Origin of the sequence: Brenneria sp. g21c3 (assembly GCF_040240345.1) — a bacterium.
Lineage (GTDB): Bacteria > Pseudomonadota > Gammaproteobacteria > Enterobacterales > Enterobacteriaceae > Brenneria.
The window spans coordinates 14,742-34,565 of record NZ_JBEIAB010000021.1 but is presented as its reverse complement, the minus strand read 5'-3'; the positions used below and the strand labels follow the sequence as shown (position 1 = coordinate 34,565).

The window sequence follows — 19,824 nt, the reverse complement described above, 5'->3', positions numbered from 1 at the left end:
CATTCCGCGCTCAAAAACATCGGGAATGTTTTTGAGCGCCGCTTGCGGCGGCCCGAAGGGCGAGCCCCAGGGATGGGGCGAGTAACCGGGAATCACTCAATGACTATTCACGGTTCCAGCAGGAGATCCCCGCCGCCTACTGCCGCGGGGATGACGATGGTTGGTGACGGCGATAACAGCCCCCCATCCGGGCATCTCCGCTAGCTTCCCTTGTTGCACCAGTTGTTTTTAGGGTTGATACCGCCATCCGGCGAGGTATACCCCAGACATCCCAGGATTGAGTCAAACAACTCTTCGTGACGGTGAGTTTTGCCTATTCGCTGCTGCGCCTTTAGCCGATCGAAAGCGTCCAGGTTATTGGCGTCCGCCAGAAACTTATCCGACGCCCATACCATCATCGGTGCGCGGAACTGTTCCGGCGGCGCCATTTCGCGCGGCGTGCCATGCAGGTGGAAGTTCTCGTCAATGGATTCGCCATGATCGGAGGCATAAAAAACCAGCGCCTTTTTATCCCGCACCTGATTAATCACGTTATGGATAAAGGTGTCGGTGTACAACACGCTGTTATCAAAGGCGTTAATCAGTTGTTCACGGGAACAGGACGCGTCGACGCCCATACATTCCGGCTGATAGCGCGCGTAGCTGCGAGGATAACGCATCGAATAAAGGTAGTGAGACCCTTTGGTATGCAGCACGACCAGATGCTTACCGCGCGGATAACGTTCCAGCGACTCCTTAACCTCATCCACCAGCAGCATGTCATCCACCGATTTACCGTCGTTGCTTTTTTCCGAGGCAATCATTTCACGGAAAGCGTAGTTGTCGGCTTCGATACTGTTATAGAACCAAACCTCGCTCTGCATGGCGAACAGCTCGGACGTGAACCCCAGCTCTTTTAACACCGCAAAGACATTTTGTTCCTTCAACGTCCGCTGAGGGTTATCTTCCGTGCCGCCTTCTCGTACAAACATGCAACGCATGGAGAGTTTGGTCGAGGTATCACAGGATTTTCCGCGGAAAGCCACCAGATTTTTTTCTTTCGACAACAAGGGCGTGGTGTCGCGCTCATACCCTAGCAGCCCCATATGATCCCAACGGGTGGTTTCGCCGATGATGAACACCACATAGGTATCATCAATCCCGGTTGGCGGAAGGTAAGTAAAATGCTTACCGGGATCGAACAAATTCGCCTCGTCCTGATTTTCGTCATATTTGGTGTAAGCGAACAGTCCCAGCGCAGACAGCCAGTTCGACGGCAGATAAGAGTGAGCCACGACTCCGCCATAGCTGGGTAAGTCGACATTGGAAGACTTTTCAGATAGCGATTGGGTTTCAGCCATATAGCGAATAGGAAACCAGACCAGGGCAACCACCGCCAGCAACACAAGAACCGGCGACAAACGTTTTCCCGGCGATTTCAACTGTTCAATCAAGGTATGACGTAATGCGTTTTTCCAAATCAGCAGCAGAGGCAATGCGCTCACCAACAGCATCCACAGAACAAAGCGGAAACCGATCACCTCTTTGGATAGATCGATATCGGTGGTCATCACCGCGGCAATAATGCCGTAACCAATAACGACATTAAAAAAGGTCATGTAATAGCTGGCGGCGACGGAAATAATCACCAACAGCGATGCGACAATACGATAAAAAAGGCGTCCTCCCAGAGAAAGAATGCGCATAAGAAAAAAGGTAAAAAAGATACAGGCTCCCAGCTCAATTATCACCGGGATAAATTTTGCTATCTGCGTGCTGGCCAATATTGAAAAAGAATCAAAGCGGCGATAAAAGACCGAGAGATTAAGGAAAAAACCGATATAGACTGCCAGTAAGAACGATAACTTTGCTTGTGAAAAAGAAGGGCTAAACTTCATCGCGACCAATGCTCCGGCAAAACTTTATTTATTTCTGAAGCTATAGGACAACAGCGTAATGTCAGAGTTCAGACTCGGAAAATAAGTCGCCATCTTTGTAAAGTAAAGTTATTGGCTCATCAATCCGTCGAAAGCCGCCTTAAACATCGCCCGTCATGGCGTCAAAGGATAAAATAGATTTTTTATTTTAAAATCATAGCATTAAACATAAAAAACAAAGCATCATACCCGACCGCCGTCGATTTCCCTGGTTTAACCAACACCGACTTATTTTATGGGTATATACCGTTATTCAGCCGATACGTCAGCTGATGACGTTTATTTTCTTTAATCTGCATCGGTGCGGTCAGAATATTCGCGTCCTTAAGGTTATTATTTACCACTTGCACTATAACCTACTGATTATTTGGCCTTCTCAACCAATATCCATTATTTAATCATGGTTAATTTTTTTATTAAACCGCCCGGCGATTCCCGGCAAATTACGTTTTAACCCCTTCCAGCGTTATCCTGGCTATAAGCTCAACCACGATCGGATGATGCAAAAACGCCATGATCTCTTCAGCCAGTTTGACGCCGACCCCCGGAAATTGTCGCCATTGCGACAATGTACGTTGTTGCAACTGCTGCCAGTTCATATTCTCCAACGCGTCGCCGGCAGAACGAGGCAAAGGCATTCCCAGAGCCGGCAACCAGCGAGACAAAGGTTGCCGGCGAGCCTGCTGTAAACTTTCATAAATATTATCAGCCAGCTTATTCCCTACTCCCCGGACGTCTCTTATCTGTTCCCGGGTCAGCGTCAACCAGGAGACGACATCGCTCAGCGCGCCATGCCGCATCAGGCGTCGCCACACTCCCTCGCCGACCCCGTTCAAATTTAGCCCATGCTCGCCGCTTAGCCAGACCAATCGCGCGAGCATCTGCTGTTGACAGGCCGCGCTGTACTGAAAACAGCTGAGATGATGAAAGTCGCTCGCTGCCGGCGGCGCGATCGGCGGACGCTCGGCCGCACGCCATACCACCTTATCCAGGCGGGGAATCCCCTGGCCGGCCAGACTGACGCCGACCTGATCGCCGGGCAAAACATCCCATTGCCGCCAACGCGATAGCGACCCGACGTTGACCCGGCGCACCGATTTGTCATCCAACCGCAGCGGATTAAGATTCAAGACGACATTTATCTTTCCGGTGCGGCCGACAGAGAAAGCAACGCCCTTGACCTCGGCTACCTGCCGCACCAGCGGATATTTCCAGGCGATGGCCCAATCAGCCGGCGTATTTCGCCAGTAGCGCCCATCAGGCTCTTTATCCTCACGGATCACCACGCCATCGGTGACGAAAGGCAGAGGATGGCGATACCAGCGATCTCGCCAGCGTTCAGCCTCCTCCAGCGAAGAGATGCGGTGCGTATAGTCGGCCGCCAGGGCAAACCCCATCGTTCGCAATGCGCTAAGGCGCTCAGACAGCGTCGCCGGGCCATCCGGCCATGCCCAGATAAAGATACCGATACGCGGCAAAATGGATGAAGCCTGCCGGCGGCGCATCTCCCCGGCGACCGCCGATCGGGCATTGATGCCGCCTTGCAGATTTTGCTGATGATTGTCCACCTTAAGAAATAACTCGCCTTGCAACACCAATGTTGCCGGCGCCCCCTTCAGCTGTTTGGGTATCGCCGGTATGGCAAGCGCCTTTTCCGTCCAGTTCTCTCCCTGTAAACCATTACCCCGGCTGGTGGCCGCCGTCAGCCGCCCCTGCTGATATTCCAGCGTTACCGCCACGCCGTCGATTTTGGGCTGGATCCATAAGTCCTTATGCAGCCTTATCCATTGCCGCAGTTGTCCGCGATCGGACAGCTTTTTCAACCCCGTGTGAGCAACCGCATGCGCCTGTTTGCCGTTGCCCGGCAACTGCACGGGGAAATCCGCCTCATGCGGCAAAAAGCAGCGCCGCCAGTGGTTCAACCGCCCCCGTAGCTGATCATAAACCTCATCCTCCACCGGGCTGGCGCCCGCCTGATAATAAGCCTCATCCCACTGCGCCAACTGCTGGCGCAGCATCGCCATTTCTTTTTGCGCGCGCGCAAGCGACCAGTCCGGGCAAGATGAAGCCGCGATGCATGGCCAACCGACCAACGCCGCCGCTGCCGAAATGACAAACCGTCTGAACCCGCGATTCATATAACCTCTCCCGTCGATACGCACTGCGCGCAGTACAGCGCAGTCGCCGTTATAAAACGAGGGAGAAAAACCGGGAATGCAAAGCGCGCCGCAATGTTTTTTGTCGTTTGCAATCCCTATGAAAAACCACAGGAAGCGACGATGAAATGTACAGAAAAGGGGTTGGCGGCGCGCATTGATGGTGGCATAACAATAAAACATTTCGCGATGAGATTTATCGCCACGCGACTGATGGCGTCTCGCCGTGTATAATGTGATGAAATGCACAATCTGTCGCATCTATACCCATGATCAATCGCAATTAATAAAACTTCACTATGGCTCAAGGCACGTTATATATCGTTTCCGCTCCCAGTGGGGCCGGAAAATCCAGTTTGATCCAGGCGCTATTAAAAACGCAGCCGCTTTACGACACACAGGTATCGATTTCCCATACCACACGCGTCAAACGGCCGGGTGAAAGTCACGGCGAGCATTATTTCTTTGTCTCGGTCGATGAATTCAAGCGTATGATCCGGGAAAATGAATTTCTGGAATATGCGGAAGTTTTCGGTAATTACTACGGTACGTCCCGTACCGCGATTGAGCAGATATTGGCGACAGGCGTCGACGTATTTCTGGATATTGACTGGCAAGGCGCCCAGCAAATCCGCAGCCAGATGCCGCTGGCCCGCAGTATTTTCATTTTGCCGCCGTCAAAAGAAGAGCTGGCGCGCCGTCTGCGCGGCCGGGGTCAGGACAGCGAGGACGTCATCGCTCGTCGTATGGCGCAAGCCGTGGCGGAAATGACGCACTACGCCGAATATGATTATTTGATTGTTAATGACGATTTCGATTTGGCATTGCTCGATTTAAAAACCATTATTCGCGCCGAGCGTCTGCGCCTGAGCAGACAAAAAGTACGGCATGATGCATTAATCACCAAACTATTGGCAGACTGACGGCTCTTTAAGTATGATGCCCAGTCCATTTTATCACCCTGTGGAGTAGCACATTATGGCACGCGTAACTGTTCAAGACGCTGTAGAGAAAATTGGTAACCGTTTTGACCTGGTGTTGGTCGCTGCTCGTCGCGCCCGCCAAATCCAGACCGGCGGCAAAGAGCCGTTGGTTCCGGAAGAAAACGATAAATACACCGTGATCGCCCTGCGCGAAATCGAAGAAGGCCTGATCAACTCCCAGATTCTGGACGTTCGCGATCGTCAGGAGCAGCAAGAGCAGGAAGCCGCAGAAATTCAGGCGGTCACCGCGATTGCTGAAGGCCGCCGTTAATTAGACTACGAGTCGCCCTTGTACCTTTTTGAAAGCCTAAATCAACTGATTCAACGTTATCTGCCTGAAGAGCAGATCAAACGTTTACGGCAAGCTTATCTCGTTGCACGTGATGCTCACGAGGGACAGACACGCTCCAGCGGTGAACCTTATATCACTCACCCGGTCGCCGTGGCCTGTATTCTGGCCGAAATGCGTCTCGACTATGAGACGCTGATGGCCGCCTTGCTGCATGACGTGATAGAGGATACGCCCACCACCTATCAGGATGTGGAACAGCTCTTCGGCAAGAGCGTCGCCGAACTGGTGGAAGGCGTCTCCAAACTGGATAAGCTGAAGTTTCGCGATAAGAAAGAAGCGCAGGCGGAAAACTTTCGCAAAATGATTATGGCGATGGTGCAGGATATCCGCGTCATTCTGATCAAACTGGCCGACCGTACCCACAATATGCGCACGCTCGGCGCGCTGCGCCCGGACAAGCGCCGCCGCATCGCCCGCGAAACGCTGGAAATCTACAGTCCGCTGGCGCATCGGCTGGGTATTCATAATCTGAAAACCGAGCTTGAAGAGCTGGGTTTTGAAGCGCTTTATCCTAACCGTTACCGCGTGATCAAAGAGGTGGTCAAGGCCGCCCGCGGTAATCGGAAGGAGATGATCCAGAAAATCCTTTCCGAGATTGAAGGCCGCTTAACCGAAGCCGGGATCGCCTGCCGCGTCAGCGGCCGCGAAAAGCATCTTTATTCGATCTACTGCAAAATGCACCTGAAAGAGCAGCGTTTCCATTCCATTATGGATATTTACGCCTTTCGGGTGATCGTGAAGGAAGTCGACACCTGCTATCGCGTGTTGGGCCAGGTTCACAGCCTGTATAAACCGCGGCCGGGTCGGGTAAAGGATTATATCGCCATTCCCAAGGCCAACGGCTATCAGTCGCTGCATACCTCGCTGATCGGCCCGCACGGCGTGCCGGTGGAGGTGCAGGTTCGCACCGACGACATGGATCAGATGGCGGAAATGGGCGTGGCCGCGCACTGGGCGTACAAAGAAGGCGAGAGCAGCACCACGGCGCAGGTTCGCGCCCAGCGCTGGATGCAGAGCCTGCTGGAATTGCAGCAGAGCGCCGGCAGTTCGTTTGAGTTTATCGAAAGCGTCAAGTCCGATCTCTTTCCGGACGAAATGTATGTCTTCACGCCGGAAGGCCGGATTGTGGAGCTGCCAGCCGGCGCCACGCCGGTTGACTTCGCCTATGCCGTACATACCGACATCGGTCACGCCTGCGTCGGCGCCAGAGTCGATCGCCAGCCTTATCCCCTGTCCCAATCGCTAAGCAGCGGACAGACCGTTGAGATCATCACCGCCCCCGGCGCCAGACCGAACGCCGCCTGGCTGAACTTTGTCGTCAGTTCCAGAGCGCGCGCCAAAATTCGCCAGATGTTGAAAAACCTCAAGCGCGACGACTCCGTCAGCCTGGGCCGGCGTTTGCTGAGCCACGCATTGGGCAGCGGCCGCAAAATAGCGGATATCCCGAAAAAGAATATTCAGACTGAGCTGGACAGAATGAAACTGGCCTCGCTGGACGATTTGATGGCGGAAATCGGACTGGGTAACGCCATGAGCGTGGTGGTGGCGAAAAATCTGCTCAATGAACAGAAGCAGTTGGATAACGCCGGGCTGCGCAAATTGCCGATTAAAGGCGCGGACGGCGTAATGGTTTCCTTCGCCAAATGTTGCCGCCCGATCCCAGGCGATCCGATTATCGCCCATGTCAGCCCCGGTAAGGGACTGGTTATCCATCATGAATCCTGCCGTAATATTCGCGGTTACCAGAAAGAGCCGGAGAAATTCATGGCGGTGGAATGGGATAAGGTGACCGAACAGGAATTTATCGCCGAAATCAAAGTGGATATGTTCAACCACCAGGGCGCATTGGCAAATTTGGCGGCCGCGATTAACGCCGCCAATTCAAATATCCAGAGCATCAACACGGAAGAAAAAGACGGACGCGTTTACAGCGCCTTTATCCGTCTCACTACGCTCGACCGCGTTCATCTGGCGAATGTGATGCGCAAAATACGCGTCATGCCGGATGTCATAAAAGTTAACCGTAACCGAAACTGACCGTATGACCCCTCAACGCTATGCGCGCATAAGAGAGATGCTGACCTGCCGTCAGCCCGATCTGACCCTTTGCATGGAGCAGGTGCATAAGCCGCATAACGTTTCCGCGGTCATTCGTACGGCCGATGCGGTGGGCGTTCATCAGATTCACGCCGTCTGGCCCACCAGCCGCATGAGAACGCTGGTCTCCTCCGCAGCCGGCAGCAATAGCTGGGTACAGGTCAAAACGCATCGTACGATCGCCGACGCGATCAGCCATCTGAAAACATCGGGTATGCAGATTCTGGCCACCCATCTTTCTGAACAGGCCGTCGATTTCCGCGACGTTGATTACACCCGTCCGACCTGCATCCTGCTGGGACAGGAAAAAACCGGGATTAGCGCAGAGGCGCTGAAACTGGCCGACCGGGATATTATCATCCCAATGACCGGCATGGTGCAGTCGCTGAATGTCTCCGTCGCCTCCGCATTAATTCTCTATGAAGCGCAGCGCCAGCGCCAATTGGCCGGCATGTATCGGCGCGAATACAGCCCACTGGCGGAAGAAGAGCAGCCGCGGCTGCTGTTTGAGGGCGGCTATCCGGTGCTGGCGCGCGTCGCCAAACGTAAAGGCCTGCCTCGCCCTTATATTGACGGCGAAGGCCAGATTGTCGCCGATACCGCCTGGTGGGCCTCCATGCAATCCTCGGAGTGCTGATGAAAGGCCGCCTGCTGAATACTCAACCGTTAAGCACGCTTGCCGGGGTGGGTGCCAGTCAGAGCGCCAAGCTTGCCCGTATCGGGCTGGAAACCGTCCAGGATTTACTGTTTCACCTGCCGCTGCGTTACGAAGACCGCACGCACCTTTACCCCATCGGCGATCTCCTTCCCGGCATGTACGCCACGGTGGAAGGTGAAATTCTGCACAATGACATTTCCTTCGGCCGCCGCCGCATGCTGACCTGCCAGATTAGCGACGGCAGCGGCCTGCTGACCATGCGCTTTTTCAATTTCAACGCCGCGATGAAGAACAGCCTGGCGCCCGGCCAGCGGGTCACGGCTTATGGTGAAATTAAACGGGGCAAAATCGGCGCGGAAATTATCCACCCGGAATACCGCCTACAGGGCGACGGCGCCCAGATCGAATTACAGGAATCGCTGACGCCGGTTTATCCCGCCACGGAAGGGATACGGCAGGCGACGCTGCGGAAGCTCACCGATCAGGCGCTGGCGCTGCTGGACGCCAACCCGATAGATGAATTGCTGCCGGAAGAACTCAGCCGCTCGCTTATCAGCCTGCCGGAAGCGTTGCACATCCTGCATCGTCCGCCGCCGGACGTGCAGCTCGGCGAACTGGAGCAGGGAAAGCACCCGGCGCAGCAACGCCTGATTATGGAAGAGCTGCTGGCGCACAATTTAAGCATGCTGGCCGTGCGCGCCGGCGCGCAAAGCTACCGGGCGCAGCCGCTGCCGGTCAATGACGCGCTGAAACAGCGGCTGCTGGCAACGCTGCCTTTCACGCCGACGCAGGCGCAGGCGCGGGTCGTCGATGAAATTGAAACCGATCTGGCGAAAAATATCCCCATGATGCGTCTGGTGCAGGGCGATGTCGGCTCAGGAAAAACGCTGGTCGCCGCGCTGGCCGCGTTGCGGGCGATCGCCAACGGCAAACAGGTGGCGCTGATGGCGCCGACCGAGCTATTGGCTGAACAGCATGCGCACAATTTCCGTCAGTGGTTCGAACCATTGGGGATTGAAGTCGGCTGGCTGGCCGGCAAACAAAAAGGCAAAGCCCGGCAGGCGCAGCAGGACGCCATCGCCAGCGGTCAGGTAGCGATGGTGGTCGGCACCCACGCCATCTTTCAGCAGCAGGTCAAATTCAACGGGCTGGCGCTGGTGATCATTGATGAGCAACACCGTTTCGGCGTGCATCAGCGTCTGGCCTTGTGGGAAAAAGGCGAAGAGCAGGGTTTCCATCCTCATCAGTTGATCATGACCGCCACGCCGATCCCGCGCACGCTGGCGATGACCGCTTACGCCGATCTGGACACCTCGGTGATCGATGAACTGCCGCCGGGCAGAACGCCGGTCACCACCGTCGCCATCGCGGATTCGCGCCGTAACGATGTGATCCAACGGGTCAACCACGCCTGTCGACAAGAGGGAAGACAAGCCTATTGGGTCTGTACGTTGATTGAAGAATCCGACCTGTTGGAGGCGCAGGCGGCCGAAGCGACCTGTCAGGAATTGCAGGCCGCGCTGCCGGACATCAGCGTCGGATTGGTGCATGGCCGAATGAAAGCGAAAGAAAAACAAGCCGTTATGCAATCATTCAAACAAGGCGAACTTCAGCTTTTGGTGGCGACGACGGTGATTGAAGTCGGGGTCGACGTGCCGAACGCCAGCCTGATGATTATCGAAAACCCGGAGCGGCTGGGGCTGGCGCAGCTTCACCAGCTGCGCGGACGCGTCGGACGCGGCGCCGTCGCCTCCCACTGCGTGCTGCTTTATAAAACGCCGCTCAGCAAAACGGCGCAAAAGCGGCTCCAGGTATTGCGCGACAGCAACGACGGTTTTGTTATCGCCCAGCGCGATCTGGAAATTCGCGGCCCGGGTGAATTATTAGGCACGCGCCAAACCGGCAACGCCGAATTCAAAGTCGCCGATCTGCTGCGCGATCAGGCATTGATCCCGCAGGTACAGCGCGTCGCCCGCCATCTGCATCAACGCTATCCCGACCATGCCAAAGCGTTGATTGAGCGCTGGCTGCCGGAGCGCACCCGGTATACCAATGCGTGAAAATCGATACAGGCTATAACTGCCTGTACGACGAGAGAACTTTCCTTATTTATACTCGTATTTAACTATCTCGCCATTCTTTTTCATCAGATATGTTCCATCGTAAACGGTAAAAATAACTCTGTTTTTGCTATCATTGTTAACAGAAAAAACGGCCTTTTTTTCAATGCAATTTATCTCTTTTTTCATATCGTTAAAACAGAGTCTGTCATATTTACCTTCTTTTTTATAGCCATCGCCGAATAGCCAGAAGGTAATCGTAAAATTTCCATAAGAGGCGGATTTGGGAATATTATATTTTGTTTTTAGCATATCCTTGTTTTTCAGCCACCAGGATATTTTCCCCTTATCAGTTATTGGAAAATTCTTTACTAAAACAGAACTAAAATTCCCATCCTCATGAACCGCCACTATATCCACCGGACGCAATGACAGCCAGAGATAATAACTCGCCAAAGCGCTACCGATCAGAAACAGTACGCGGAGATTTTTTTTACTTTTTATTTTCATCACGCTCTCCGGTAATCTCTACGGTAGCTTCCATATTGGTCATGAATGGTCTGTAACCAAACTGATTATATCGTTGGAGTACAAACCAGATACGGAAAAAATGAAATTGGTGAAACTTGAATTTCAGAATATCAGTATCATCCAGTCCAAAGTGATCTTGTACTTTGTAGTTCACAACTGCATGATAATGTTCATTATTAATCTGTAGCGATTTTATGGTGATATGAGTAGCCCAAGTGTCATGAACAGTGATACCCATACCATTAAAGTTATCCTGCCATCTGTCAAATTTTGGCAATTTTCCAAAGGATATGATCTTCTCTATCTCATTCTTCTTATCCGCTGGATATTCTTGATTTTCCCAGTCTATATTGTCTGCCAATACTTTTTTTATTCTAAGCAACGAACTGTTATCTGTTTTGTCAGTAAGGAGGTTTTCCTTTAAGGCAGCATCTAAGTGCAGACTGCGAAACGGTGAACCATTGCCGTTCTGCATGTGGGTAATCATATAACTAATAAGATGTCGGTAGGGGCTGTAAACGGCGAAAGGCCAGCGAAGACGACGGAACTCATCAAACAGAATTCTGGCGCATTCCTGTTTTGTCATTTTATCCCCCAGCTTGCGCGGACCGGCGATTCCAAATGTCGGTTTAATGTATTGGGGTATTTTCGTCATTGTATAAGGGTCAACGCTGACAGACACATCGGATAGATTGAAATACGTTTTTAACTGCGATTCGGTCAAATCACCGTATCGCATATCATTTGCCCCGTAGTCATCCATCCATTTACGAGTTGTAAAAACAAGACAGGGAAAATTTAGTGATGGCATTAATGATACATTCCTTGTGTAGTCGTCCATTCTTGTCTTCCGTCGGGATAATAGTTATTAACAGATGGTAATGCAAACACCGTGCAATGAAAGATTGCCGGTAGCAAAAGGGCTAAGGGAAACGGGAACGATACGAAAATCCCCCACACCTTGAACAGCCATCGGGAGATTGCCAACCGAATCAAACCAATCAGCGTTCACAAAATCCGTTGTCCGAACGGTTTCGCCAATAGGGGAAAAGCAAACGATTGCTTTTGCAAAAGAGATCATTAAAATGCCCTCTTTGTCATTTTGGAACGCCCATTATTATGACTACCACCACGGATATTCCTCAGGTCGACGCCCCGACGACTGCGCGCGGCAGCGAATTAATCTACCGTCTGGAAGACCGGCCGCCGCTGGCGCAAACCCTGTTTGCCGCCAGCCAGCATCTGCTGGCGATGTTCGTCGCGGTGATCACCCCCGCGCTGTTGATCTGCCAGGCGCTGGGCCTACCGGCGCAAGATACGCAACATATCATCAGCATGTCGCTGTTCGCCTCCGGTCTGGCCTCGATTCTGCAAATAAAAACCTGGGGGCCGGTGGGATCGGGGCTACTGTCCATTCAGGGAACCAGTTTTAACTTCGTTACGCCGTTGATCATGGGCGGACTGGCGCTGAAAAACGGCGGCGCGGACGTTCCCACCATGATGGCGGCGCTGTTCGGCACCTTGATGTTCGCCTCCTGTACGGAAATCATTCTCTCCCGCTTCCTGCACCTTGCCCGCCGGATTATCACGCCGCTGGTATCGGGGATTGTGGTGATGATTATCGGTCTGTCGCTGATTCAGGTCGGCCTGACCTCCATCGGCGGCGGTTATGCGGCGATGAATAACAACACCTTCGGCGCGCCGAAAAATCTGTTGCTGGCCGGCATAGTGCTGTTGGTTATTATTCTGCTCAACCGTCAGCGTAACCCTTACCTGCGCGTGGCCTCGCTGGTGATCGCCATGGCCGTCGGCTATCTGGGCGCCTGGCTGATGGATATGCTGCCGGACGGCGTCCCGGCGGCGCAAAGCGATTTGATCATGGTGCCGACGCCGCTGTATTACGGTCTGGGCTTTGACTGGAACCTGCTGATCCCGCTGATGCTGGTGTTTATGGTGACGTCGCTGGAAACCATCGGCGATATCACCGCGACCTCCGACGTCTCGGAACAACCGGTCAGCGGCCCCCTGTACATGAAACGGTTGAAAGGCGGCGTGCTGGCCAACGGCCTGAACTCCTGTTTATCCGCCGTATTCAACACCTTTCCCAACTCCTGTTTCGGGCAAAACAACGGCGTCATTCAGCTTACCGGCGTCGCCAGCCGTTACGTCGGCTTTGTTGTGGCGCTGATGCTGATTATTCTGGGCTTGTTCCCCGCCGTCAGCGGTTTCGTACAGCACATTCCGGAGCCGGTGCTGGGCGGCGCGACCATCGTCATGTTCGGCACCATCGCCGCCTCCGGCGTGCGTATCGTGTCCCGCGAACCGCTGAACCGCCGCGCCATCATGATTATCGCGCTCTCGCTGGCCGTGGGGCTGGGCGTATCACAGCAGCCGCTGATTCTGCAATTCGCGCCGGACTGGATAAAAACCCTGCTCTCTTCCGGCATCGCCGCCGGCGGTATTACGGCGATTGTGCTGAATCTGGTTTTCCCGTACGACGAAAAATAATTTGTATCCGCGTCAATAATTTCTGTTATGTATACCCTAAATAATTCGAGTTGCAGGACAAAACGCATGGCGTTTTGAACAGCGCTTGCGCTGGCCCCGAAGGGGCGAAGCCCATGGAAGGGCCGAGTAACAAAGCCAACGCACCTGCAACTTGAAGTATGACGGGTATAGGGATAAAAGCGACCGACGATGCAACACCGGTCGCTTTTTACTGTCTGTAACTGCATTATCTGTTGAGCCTTTAAGGTAATTGCGGCATAAAAACAGATATCCCTGACGATTGGCATGGACTGACACGATGAGATTTCTCGGGAAATTATTGCTGACCATCCTGCTGCTGGCATTGCTGGCGCTGGTCATATTGTATGTATTACTGCAAACCACCTGGGCTTCAGGCCGGATCGGCAATTGGGTGAATCAAAACACGGACTATCAGGTATCCCTGGGAAAAATCGACCACAATTGGTCCGAACCCGATCGTATTCTGCTGCAAGACGTCGTTTTCGGTCATAAGAATCAGCCGCCGACACTCACCGCCAAACAGGTTTCCGCCGGTCTCAGCGTTCGTCAGATAACCGAACCTCGCCATTTTTCCAGTCTGCTGCTTGAAGGCGGCACGCTGAATCTGTCGCCATCCGCCGCCACGCTGCCGATTGAGGCCGACGTGTTGCAACTGCGTACCATGGCGCTTCAGGCCCAGGATGATAACTGGCAGTTAAACGGTCAACAGGTCAACGGCGGCATTATGCCCTGGCGGCCAGAAGCGGGCCGCCTGTTAGGCAAACAGGGAAATTTCCAACTTAGCGCCCGTTCGTTGCGGCTAAACGATGTCCCCGCCAGTCAGGTATTCGTTCAAGGCAACATTAATAATAATCAACTCGCCTTGAGCAATTTCGGCGCAGACGTGGCGCAAGGCCAGTTAACCGGTAATGCCAGCAGGGCGGAAGACGGGAGCTGGCAAATCGACAACCTGCGTCTTAGCAAGGTGCGTTTGCAAACGCCAAGAACCATCCGGGAATTCTGGCAACCTATCGTCGCGTTGCCTGCCGTTACCGTTTCCCGCTTTGATTTGATTGATGCCCGCATTGAAGGGCCGGGATGGGCATTTATCGATCTCGACGTAACGTTGCGCAACGTCACCTTCAAACAGGACGACTGGCAAAGCGACGATGGCGAACTATCGTTCAACGCCACCGATATCGTTAACGGCAATATGCATCTGATCGATCCCATCGTTAATCTGGCGCTTTCCCCGCACGGCGTTGAAATCAAACAGTTCACCACGCGTTGGGAGAGGGGGTTATTGCGCACCAGCGGCAACTGGCAACGCAGCGATCGCCGTTTGCAACTGAATGAATTCGTTGTCGCGGGTATGGAATACACGCTGCCAGGCGATTGGCTGGCGCGCTGGCAAAGCACATTGCCGGCCTGGCTGGCGGAAGTGGACGTCAAAAAATTCACCGCTAACCGCAATCTGCTGATTGATATCAACCCTGATTTCCCGTTCCAGATTACCGCACTGGACGGATACGGCAGCGATCTGCGGCTTGCCCGTAATCACCAGTGGGGCGTCTGGGGCGGTTCGCTGAATCTAAACGCCAGCGATGCGACCTTCAACAAAGTCGATGTCCGTCGTCCGTCATTGGCATTAACCGCCAGCGACAGCCAAATCGCGCTTACCGACCTCAGCGCCTTTACCCAAAACGGTTTGCTGGAAGCCAAAGCCACTATCGCTCAGAACCCCGACCGGGCATTTTCAGTGACCATGAACGGGCGTTCCGTTCCTGCGGATATTCTGACGCGCTGGGGATGGCCGGCTCAGGCGCTTGCCCCTTCAGGCGACGCTAACCTGCAATTGCATCTGAACGGGCGACTGGCTGCCGATACGGCATTGAAACCGACGCTCAACGGCGCGCTACAGGGCGTGGATCATGATGGACACCCCATCAGACAGCAAATTCAAGCGGGAGCGGTAACAACGCCGCAGTAAAAGATCGGCAGGCGGTCGCCGGTCGGCCGAATACCCGAATCATGGCGTGGTAGCGGTGATTCGGGTCGTTAATCACGGCATCCCGTAAAAAAGACCGATGCGCGGCCATCATTGTATTGCGGAATCCTCCGGCTCCAGCGACGCTTTCGGCGTGGCGGGTAATACAATATAGACGCCCTCGAACAACGAGCCTTTTCTATCATCCCCGAACAGCTCCACGTTCAATTGAACCCTGGCTTTACGTCCGCGGGCCAGACGGTCCAGATCGCCGCTCAACGAACCCAGATCGGCGACGGCGCTCGGTCGGCCGGTGATCGGCGTGCTGTAGCGAATGTGCGCATCGGCCAGAATAATGGCGCCGCCCAAATGCCTTTCCCGCAGCAGCAGCCAGATCAATCCCCATCCCGTCAGCGTTGCGAGAGAAAACATGCTGCCGGCAAACAAGGTATGGTGAGGATTCTGATTGCCGGTTTCCGGCATGGTGGTGATAAATTTCTGCCCGGTATACTGACTGATCCGCACCCCCATTTTTTCACTTAACGGAATGCGTTGGTACCAGGCTTGTTGCAACTGCCCGCACCAGTCAGGCCGATGCAGGATATCATCCAGCGTCTCTACCGGTTTGATCATCAGAAAATGCCGTATGGGCGTGGTTTGCGGCGCGCTAATCTCGCCCTGATTGACAAAACCCAGCTTGGCGAAAAACGCCATCGCATCTTCGCGAGCGCTGCATACGACGCGTTTTGCTCCTTCCTGCCGCGCCACGGACTCCAGCGTGATCGCCAGCAAGGTTCCCAATCCCTTCCCCCGCACATCGGGGTGAACGGCCAGAAAGCGAATCGACGCCTCGTTATCGGCATTGATGGACAGCCGGCCAATCGCCACCAGTCGCCCTTGTTCATCCACCACCGTCTGATGGTGCGCCAAAGCGTCATAAGCATCGCGCTCGGACCCCAGCGGTTGGTGCAGCGGTTTACGCAGCATCTCCCAACGGAATTGATAGTACGCATCAAGTTCTTCTGCGGTTTGCGGTACTCTCAGGTGATACATAAACATGCCTCATTAAAAAGTGACCGGGATTTTATTTCCATGCAGTTAAATATCGAGAAGGGATGAATCCGCCGCCGTCGATACGTCTCACGATAATATTATGATTCGGTAGCGCTTTTTTATACCTGCAACCAGAAGGTCACCGGCCCGTCATTAACCAGAGCCACTTGCATATCCGCCGCAAAACGCCCTGTTTCGGTGTGCGTATCCTGCTCGCGACACTGTTCGACAAAATACTGATAAAGGCGATCGGCCTCTGTCGGGTGCGCGCCGCGGGAAAAGCTGGGGCGCATTCCCTTGTGGGTATCGGCCGCCAGCGTAAACTGCGAGACCACCAATACGCTTCCCCCCGTCTGACGAACATTGAGGTTCATTTTGCCATTGTCATCGCTGAAGATACGGTAACCGAGAACCCGCTCGCATAGACGCGCCGCTTTTTGCTCGTCATCGCCCTGCTCAACGCCCAGCAACACCAACAGTCCGGCCCCGATTTCCCCAACAATTACGCCTTCTACGCTAACGCTGGCGCTGGAAACCCGCTGAATTAACGCGATCATTGAATGTTACCGCTCCTGTTTTCATGATTCCGCAAGGTCATGGCGGTTATGCGCCATTCCCCCCTGTTTTCATTTACTCGCTGACGGCGACGACGGGCGAAGCAAAGAAATCCGGCACCACCTGACGATCTTTAACCAGAATACTGCGGATGCCCAGCGTCTGGGCGGCGGCGACGTTGGCTGGATTATCATCAAAGAAAACGGCTTGATCCGGCGTCACCCCTTCTTGCGTTAAAACATAACGATAGATACTGGCTTCCGGTTTCCTCGCCCCGATATCCTGTGAGAGATAAAGGCGATCGGCCGCCTCTTCTACTTCCGGGAACAAGACCGGCCAATGCGCGCAGTGCAGACGATTGGTATTGGAAAGGATCACCACCCGGTGTCCTTCTTTACGCAGTTGATGCATGATATTGATGACTTCAGGACGCAGTTCCACAAAAATAGCCTGCCAGCCGGCGGTAAACTGTTCAAAACTCAGAGAGATACTCATCTCATGGCATAAACGTTCGGCAAACGCTTCATCGCTGATTTCGCCGCGCTCGTGCTGTTCAAAGGTTTCACCCATCACGAATCGCTCTTTCAGCGTGGCCAGCGGCGCGCTGCTCAACTTGCTCCATACGCCCAGCACTCGGTTGAAATCAATATCAATGACGACATTGCCCAAATCAAAGATATAAAGCATGGCATTTTCCTTCTGCGGTAACCGTAGGATTTTAACTGTAACGGGAAATGGCAAAACAGAACAGCGGGGAGATCAAAGCGAAGCGTATCAGATAAAACTCAGGGCGCCCGAAGGCGCCCTGTCGCAGGTAAAAATAGCCGGAAAATCAGCTTTCTTTACTACCGCGGTTAGCGCGTTTACGATCGTTTTCCGTCAGATGACGTTTACGCAGACGGACGGACAGCGGCGTGACTTCAACCAGTTCGTCGTCATCGATAAACTCCAGCGCTTGTTCCAGCGTCATTTTGATTGCCGGCACCAGCGTTGTCGCTTCATCCGTACCGGATGCGCGCATGTTGGTCAATTTCTTACCGGTCAGGCAGTTTACCGTCAGGTCGTTGGAACGGGAGTGAATACCGATGATCTGGCCTTCATATACTTCCGCGCCGTGACCCAGGAACAGTTTACCGCGATCTTGCAGGCCGAACAGCGCAAACGCGACGGCTTTACCCTGACCGTTGGAAATCAGCACGCCGTTCTGACGTTGACCGATCTCGCCCGGACGCACGTCGTCATAGTGACTGAAAGTGGAGTACAGCAGACCGGTACCGGAGGTCATGGTCATGAATTCCGTACGGAAGCCGATCAGACCGCGAGCCGGGATCAGGTAATCCAGACGGATACGACCTTTGCCATCCGGGATCATGTCTTTCACATCGCCTTTGCGCTCGCCCATGGCTTGCATAACGGCGCCCTGATGCTGTTCTTCAATATCCAGCGTCACGTTTTCAAACGGTTCCTGATTGCGACCGTCGATAACGCGGTTGATAACTTTCGGACGAGAGACCGCAAGTTCAAACCCTTCGCGACGCATGTTTTCAATCAGTACGGACAGGTGCAACTCGCCGCGGCCGGATACGCGGAACGCATCCGCATCTTCCGTTTCTTCAACACGCAGCGCAACGTTGTGAACCAGCTCTTTTCTCAGACGTTCCAGGATCTGACGAGAAGTCACAAACTTCCCTTCTTTACCACAGAACGGCGAGGTGTTAACGCAGAAGAACATGGTTACCGTCGGCTCGTCGACGCTCAGCGCCGGCAATGCTTCAACCGTATTGGGATCACAGATGGTGTCGGAGATATTCAGCTCGCCCAGACCGGTGATGGCAATGATATCGCCCGCTTCCGCCAGCGTGGTTTCAATACGTTCCAGACCCATGTGGCCCAGTACTTTACCGACTTTACCGTTACGGGTTTTCCCTTCACTGTCGATAATCGTAACCTGCTGATTCGGTTTGACCACGCCGCGCTTGATACGGCCAATCCCGATAACGCCGACATAGCTGTTGTAGTCCAACTGGGAAATCTGCATCTGCAAAGGACCGTCACGGTCGACTTTCGGCGCTTCGACATGTTCCACAATCGCTTCAAACAGCGGCGTCATGTCGTCGGCCATATCGTTATGATCCAGACCGGCGATACCGTTTAACGCGGAAGCGTAAACGATGGGGAAATCCAGCTGTTCATCGGTCGCATCCAGGTTCACGAACAGATCGAACACCTGATCGACAACCCAGTCAGGACGCGCGCCGGGGCGGTCAACCTTGTTGATTACCACGATCGGCTTCAGACCATTAGCAAAAGCTTTTTTGGTCACGAAACGAGTCTGCGGCATCGGACCATCCATTGCATCAACGACTAACAGCACCGAGTCAACCATCGACATTACACGTTCAACCTCGCCGCCGAAGTCGGCGTGTCCAGGGGTATCCACGATGTTAATACGGTAGTCTTTCCAGTTAATGGCGGTATTCTTGGCGAGAATGGTTATCCCACGCTCTTTCTCCAAATCGTTGGAGTCCATTACACGTTCGGTTGCTTCAGTACGTTCTCCGAAAGTTCCGGATTGTTGCAACAACTTATCGACCAGGGTGGTTTTCCCATGGTCAACGTGCGCAATAATGGCGATGTTACGCAAATTTTCGATCACAGCTTTGCCTCAGGCATTTAGAAATAGCGCGCTATTGTACACGTATTAATCGAGAGACTAAACAAGATCACAAGCATCATTCATAAACAACCTGATACTGCTTACTTTGTGATCCCTTTCACGGTGCAAAAACGCTACAAGCAAGCATTATCGCACCATATTGGTGCGACAGCGCGCAGATAAAGCACCATATTGGTGCTATAAGCTATAATGGTGCAGTCGTTTTTCGGGGGAAAAGCCCCAAGTGGCAACACATAGCACTTATTTAAAAAGTTGGCACACTTTTAGCTTTAGTCTACTCACGGTAACAAC

General features: G+C 53.6%; 16 protein-coding genes. 7 read left to right on the top strand and 9 right to left on the bottom strand.

All coding sequences use genetic code 11. The features are described 5' to 3' along the window. Positions 1-200: 200 nt before the first annotated feature. Together eptB and ligB are read right to left on the bottom strand one after the other, a co-directional pair. The gene (gene eptB, locus ABRZ28_RS21210; RefSeq protein WP_319605592.1) at positions 201-1,877 is read right to left on the bottom strand and encodes a kdo(2)-lipid A phosphoethanolamine 7''-transferase; all 1,677 of its coding nucleotides are present in this window, start codon (positions 1,875-1,877) and stop codon (positions 201-203) included. Positions 1,878-2,359: 482 nt separating this feature from the next. Then, positions 2,360-4,054, bottom strand: coding sequence for an NAD-dependent DNA ligase LigB (gene ligB, locus ABRZ28_RS21205; protein WP_330521453.1), 1,695 nt, complete (start codon positions 4,052-4,054; stop codon positions 2,360-2,362). A gap of 317 nt (positions 4,055-4,371) precedes the next feature. On the opposite strand from ligB, the gene gmk reads away from it, so the two are divergent. Genes gmk through recG form a run of 5 tightly spaced genes read left to right on the top strand, consistent with a single transcriptional unit; the run spans position 4,372 to position 10,222 of the window. Further along, positions 4,372-4,995 (top strand): guanylate kinase, encoded by a 624-nt coding sequence (gene gmk, locus ABRZ28_RS21200; protein ID WP_319605590.1) that lies wholly within the window; start codon positions 4,372-4,374, stop codon positions 4,993-4,995. 55 nt (positions 4,996-5,050) lie between these two features. Beyond that, a complete protein-coding gene (gene rpoZ / locus ABRZ28_RS21195) occupies positions 5,051-5,326 on the top strand; it encodes a DNA-directed RNA polymerase subunit omega (RefSeq protein WP_319605589.1) in 276 nt (91 codons plus the stop codon). A gap of 18 nt (positions 5,327-5,344) precedes the next feature. Then, positions 5,345-7,444: a bifunctional GTP diphosphokinase/guanosine-3',5'-bis pyrophosphate 3'-pyrophosphohydrolase gene (gene spoT / locus ABRZ28_RS21190; protein WP_330521452.1), complete on the top strand. Its 2,100-nt coding sequence runs from the start codon at positions 5,345-5,347 to the stop codon at positions 7,442-7,444. 4 nt (positions 7,445-7,448) lie between these two features. Then, on the top strand, positions 7,449-8,141 hold the full coding sequence (gene trmH / locus ABRZ28_RS21185; RefSeq protein WP_330521451.1) for a tRNA (guanosine(18)-2'-O)-methyltransferase TrmH: 693 nt from the start codon (positions 7,449-7,451) through the stop codon (positions 8,139-8,141). After that, positions 8,141-10,222, top strand: a complete 2,082-nt coding sequence (gene recG, locus ABRZ28_RS21180; protein ID WP_319605586.1) for an ATP-dependent DNA helicase RecG — start codon at positions 8,141-8,143, stop codon at positions 10,220-10,222. The genes trmH and recG overlap by 1 nt, the downstream gene beginning before the upstream one ends. Positions 10,223-10,267: 45 nt before the next feature. Here recG and ABRZ28_RS21175 read toward each other — a convergent pair whose 3' ends face one another. From ABRZ28_RS21175 to ABRZ28_RS21165, 3 genes are read right to left on the bottom strand one after another with little or no spacing between them, the layout of a single operon-like run. Further along, a complete protein-coding gene (locus ABRZ28_RS21175) occupies positions 10,268-10,732 on the bottom strand; it encodes a DUF943 family protein (RefSeq protein ID WP_330521450.1) in 465 nt (154 codons plus the stop codon). After that, positions 10,716-11,564, bottom strand: a complete 849-nt coding sequence (locus tag ABRZ28_RS21170) for a YPO3983 family protein (protein WP_330521448.1) — start codon at positions 11,562-11,564, stop codon at positions 10,716-10,718. The genes ABRZ28_RS21175 and ABRZ28_RS21170 overlap by 17 nt, the downstream gene beginning before the upstream one ends. 57 nt (positions 11,565-11,621) lie before the next feature. Beyond that, positions 11,622-11,834: a hypothetical protein gene (locus ABRZ28_RS21165; RefSeq protein WP_330521447.1), complete on the bottom strand. Its 213-nt coding sequence runs from the start codon at positions 11,832-11,834 to the stop codon at positions 11,622-11,624. Between the two features lie 38 nt (positions 11,835-11,872). On the opposite strand from ABRZ28_RS21165, the gene ABRZ28_RS21160 reads away from it, so the two are divergent. Together ABRZ28_RS21160 and ABRZ28_RS21155 are read left to right on the top strand one after the other, a co-directional pair. Beyond that, positions 11,873-13,261, top strand: a complete 1,389-nt coding sequence (locus tag ABRZ28_RS21160) for a nucleobase:cation symporter-2 family protein (RefSeq protein WP_319605582.1) — start codon at positions 11,873-11,875, stop codon at positions 13,259-13,261. A 298-nt stretch (positions 13,262-13,559) separates the two neighbouring features. After that, on the top strand, positions 13,560-15,251 hold the full coding sequence (locus ABRZ28_RS21155; RefSeq protein ID WP_330521445.1) for an AsmA family protein: 1,692 nt from the start codon (positions 13,560-13,562) through the stop codon (positions 15,249-15,251). 108 nt (positions 15,252-15,359) lie between these two features. Here the strand turns inward: ABRZ28_RS21155 and fabY are convergent, their stop codons facing one another. From fabY to typA, 4 genes are all read right to left on the bottom strand, one after another. Continuing rightward, positions 15,360-16,301: a fatty acid biosynthesis protein FabY gene (gene fabY / locus ABRZ28_RS21150; protein ID WP_330521444.1), complete on the bottom strand. Its 942-nt coding sequence runs from the start codon at positions 16,299-16,301 to the stop codon at positions 15,360-15,362. A 119-nt stretch (positions 16,302-16,420) separates the two neighbouring features. Continuing rightward, the gene (dtd, locus tag ABRZ28_RS21145; protein WP_330521442.1) at positions 16,421-16,858 is read right to left on the bottom strand and encodes a D-aminoacyl-tRNA deacylase; all 438 of its coding nucleotides are present in this window, start codon (positions 16,856-16,858) and stop codon (positions 16,421-16,423) included. 73 nt (positions 16,859-16,931) lie between these two features. Beyond that, positions 16,932-17,543, bottom strand: a complete 612-nt coding sequence (yihX, locus tag ABRZ28_RS21140; RefSeq protein WP_319605578.1) for a glucose-1-phosphatase — start codon at positions 17,541-17,543, stop codon at positions 16,932-16,934. A gap of 145 nt (positions 17,544-17,688) precedes the next feature. Next, positions 17,689-19,512, bottom strand: coding sequence for a ribosome-dependent GTPase TypA (gene typA, locus ABRZ28_RS21135; RefSeq protein ID WP_319605577.1), 1,824 nt, complete (start codon positions 19,510-19,512; stop codon positions 17,689-17,691). Between the last annotated feature and the right edge of the window lie 312 nt (positions 19,513-19,824).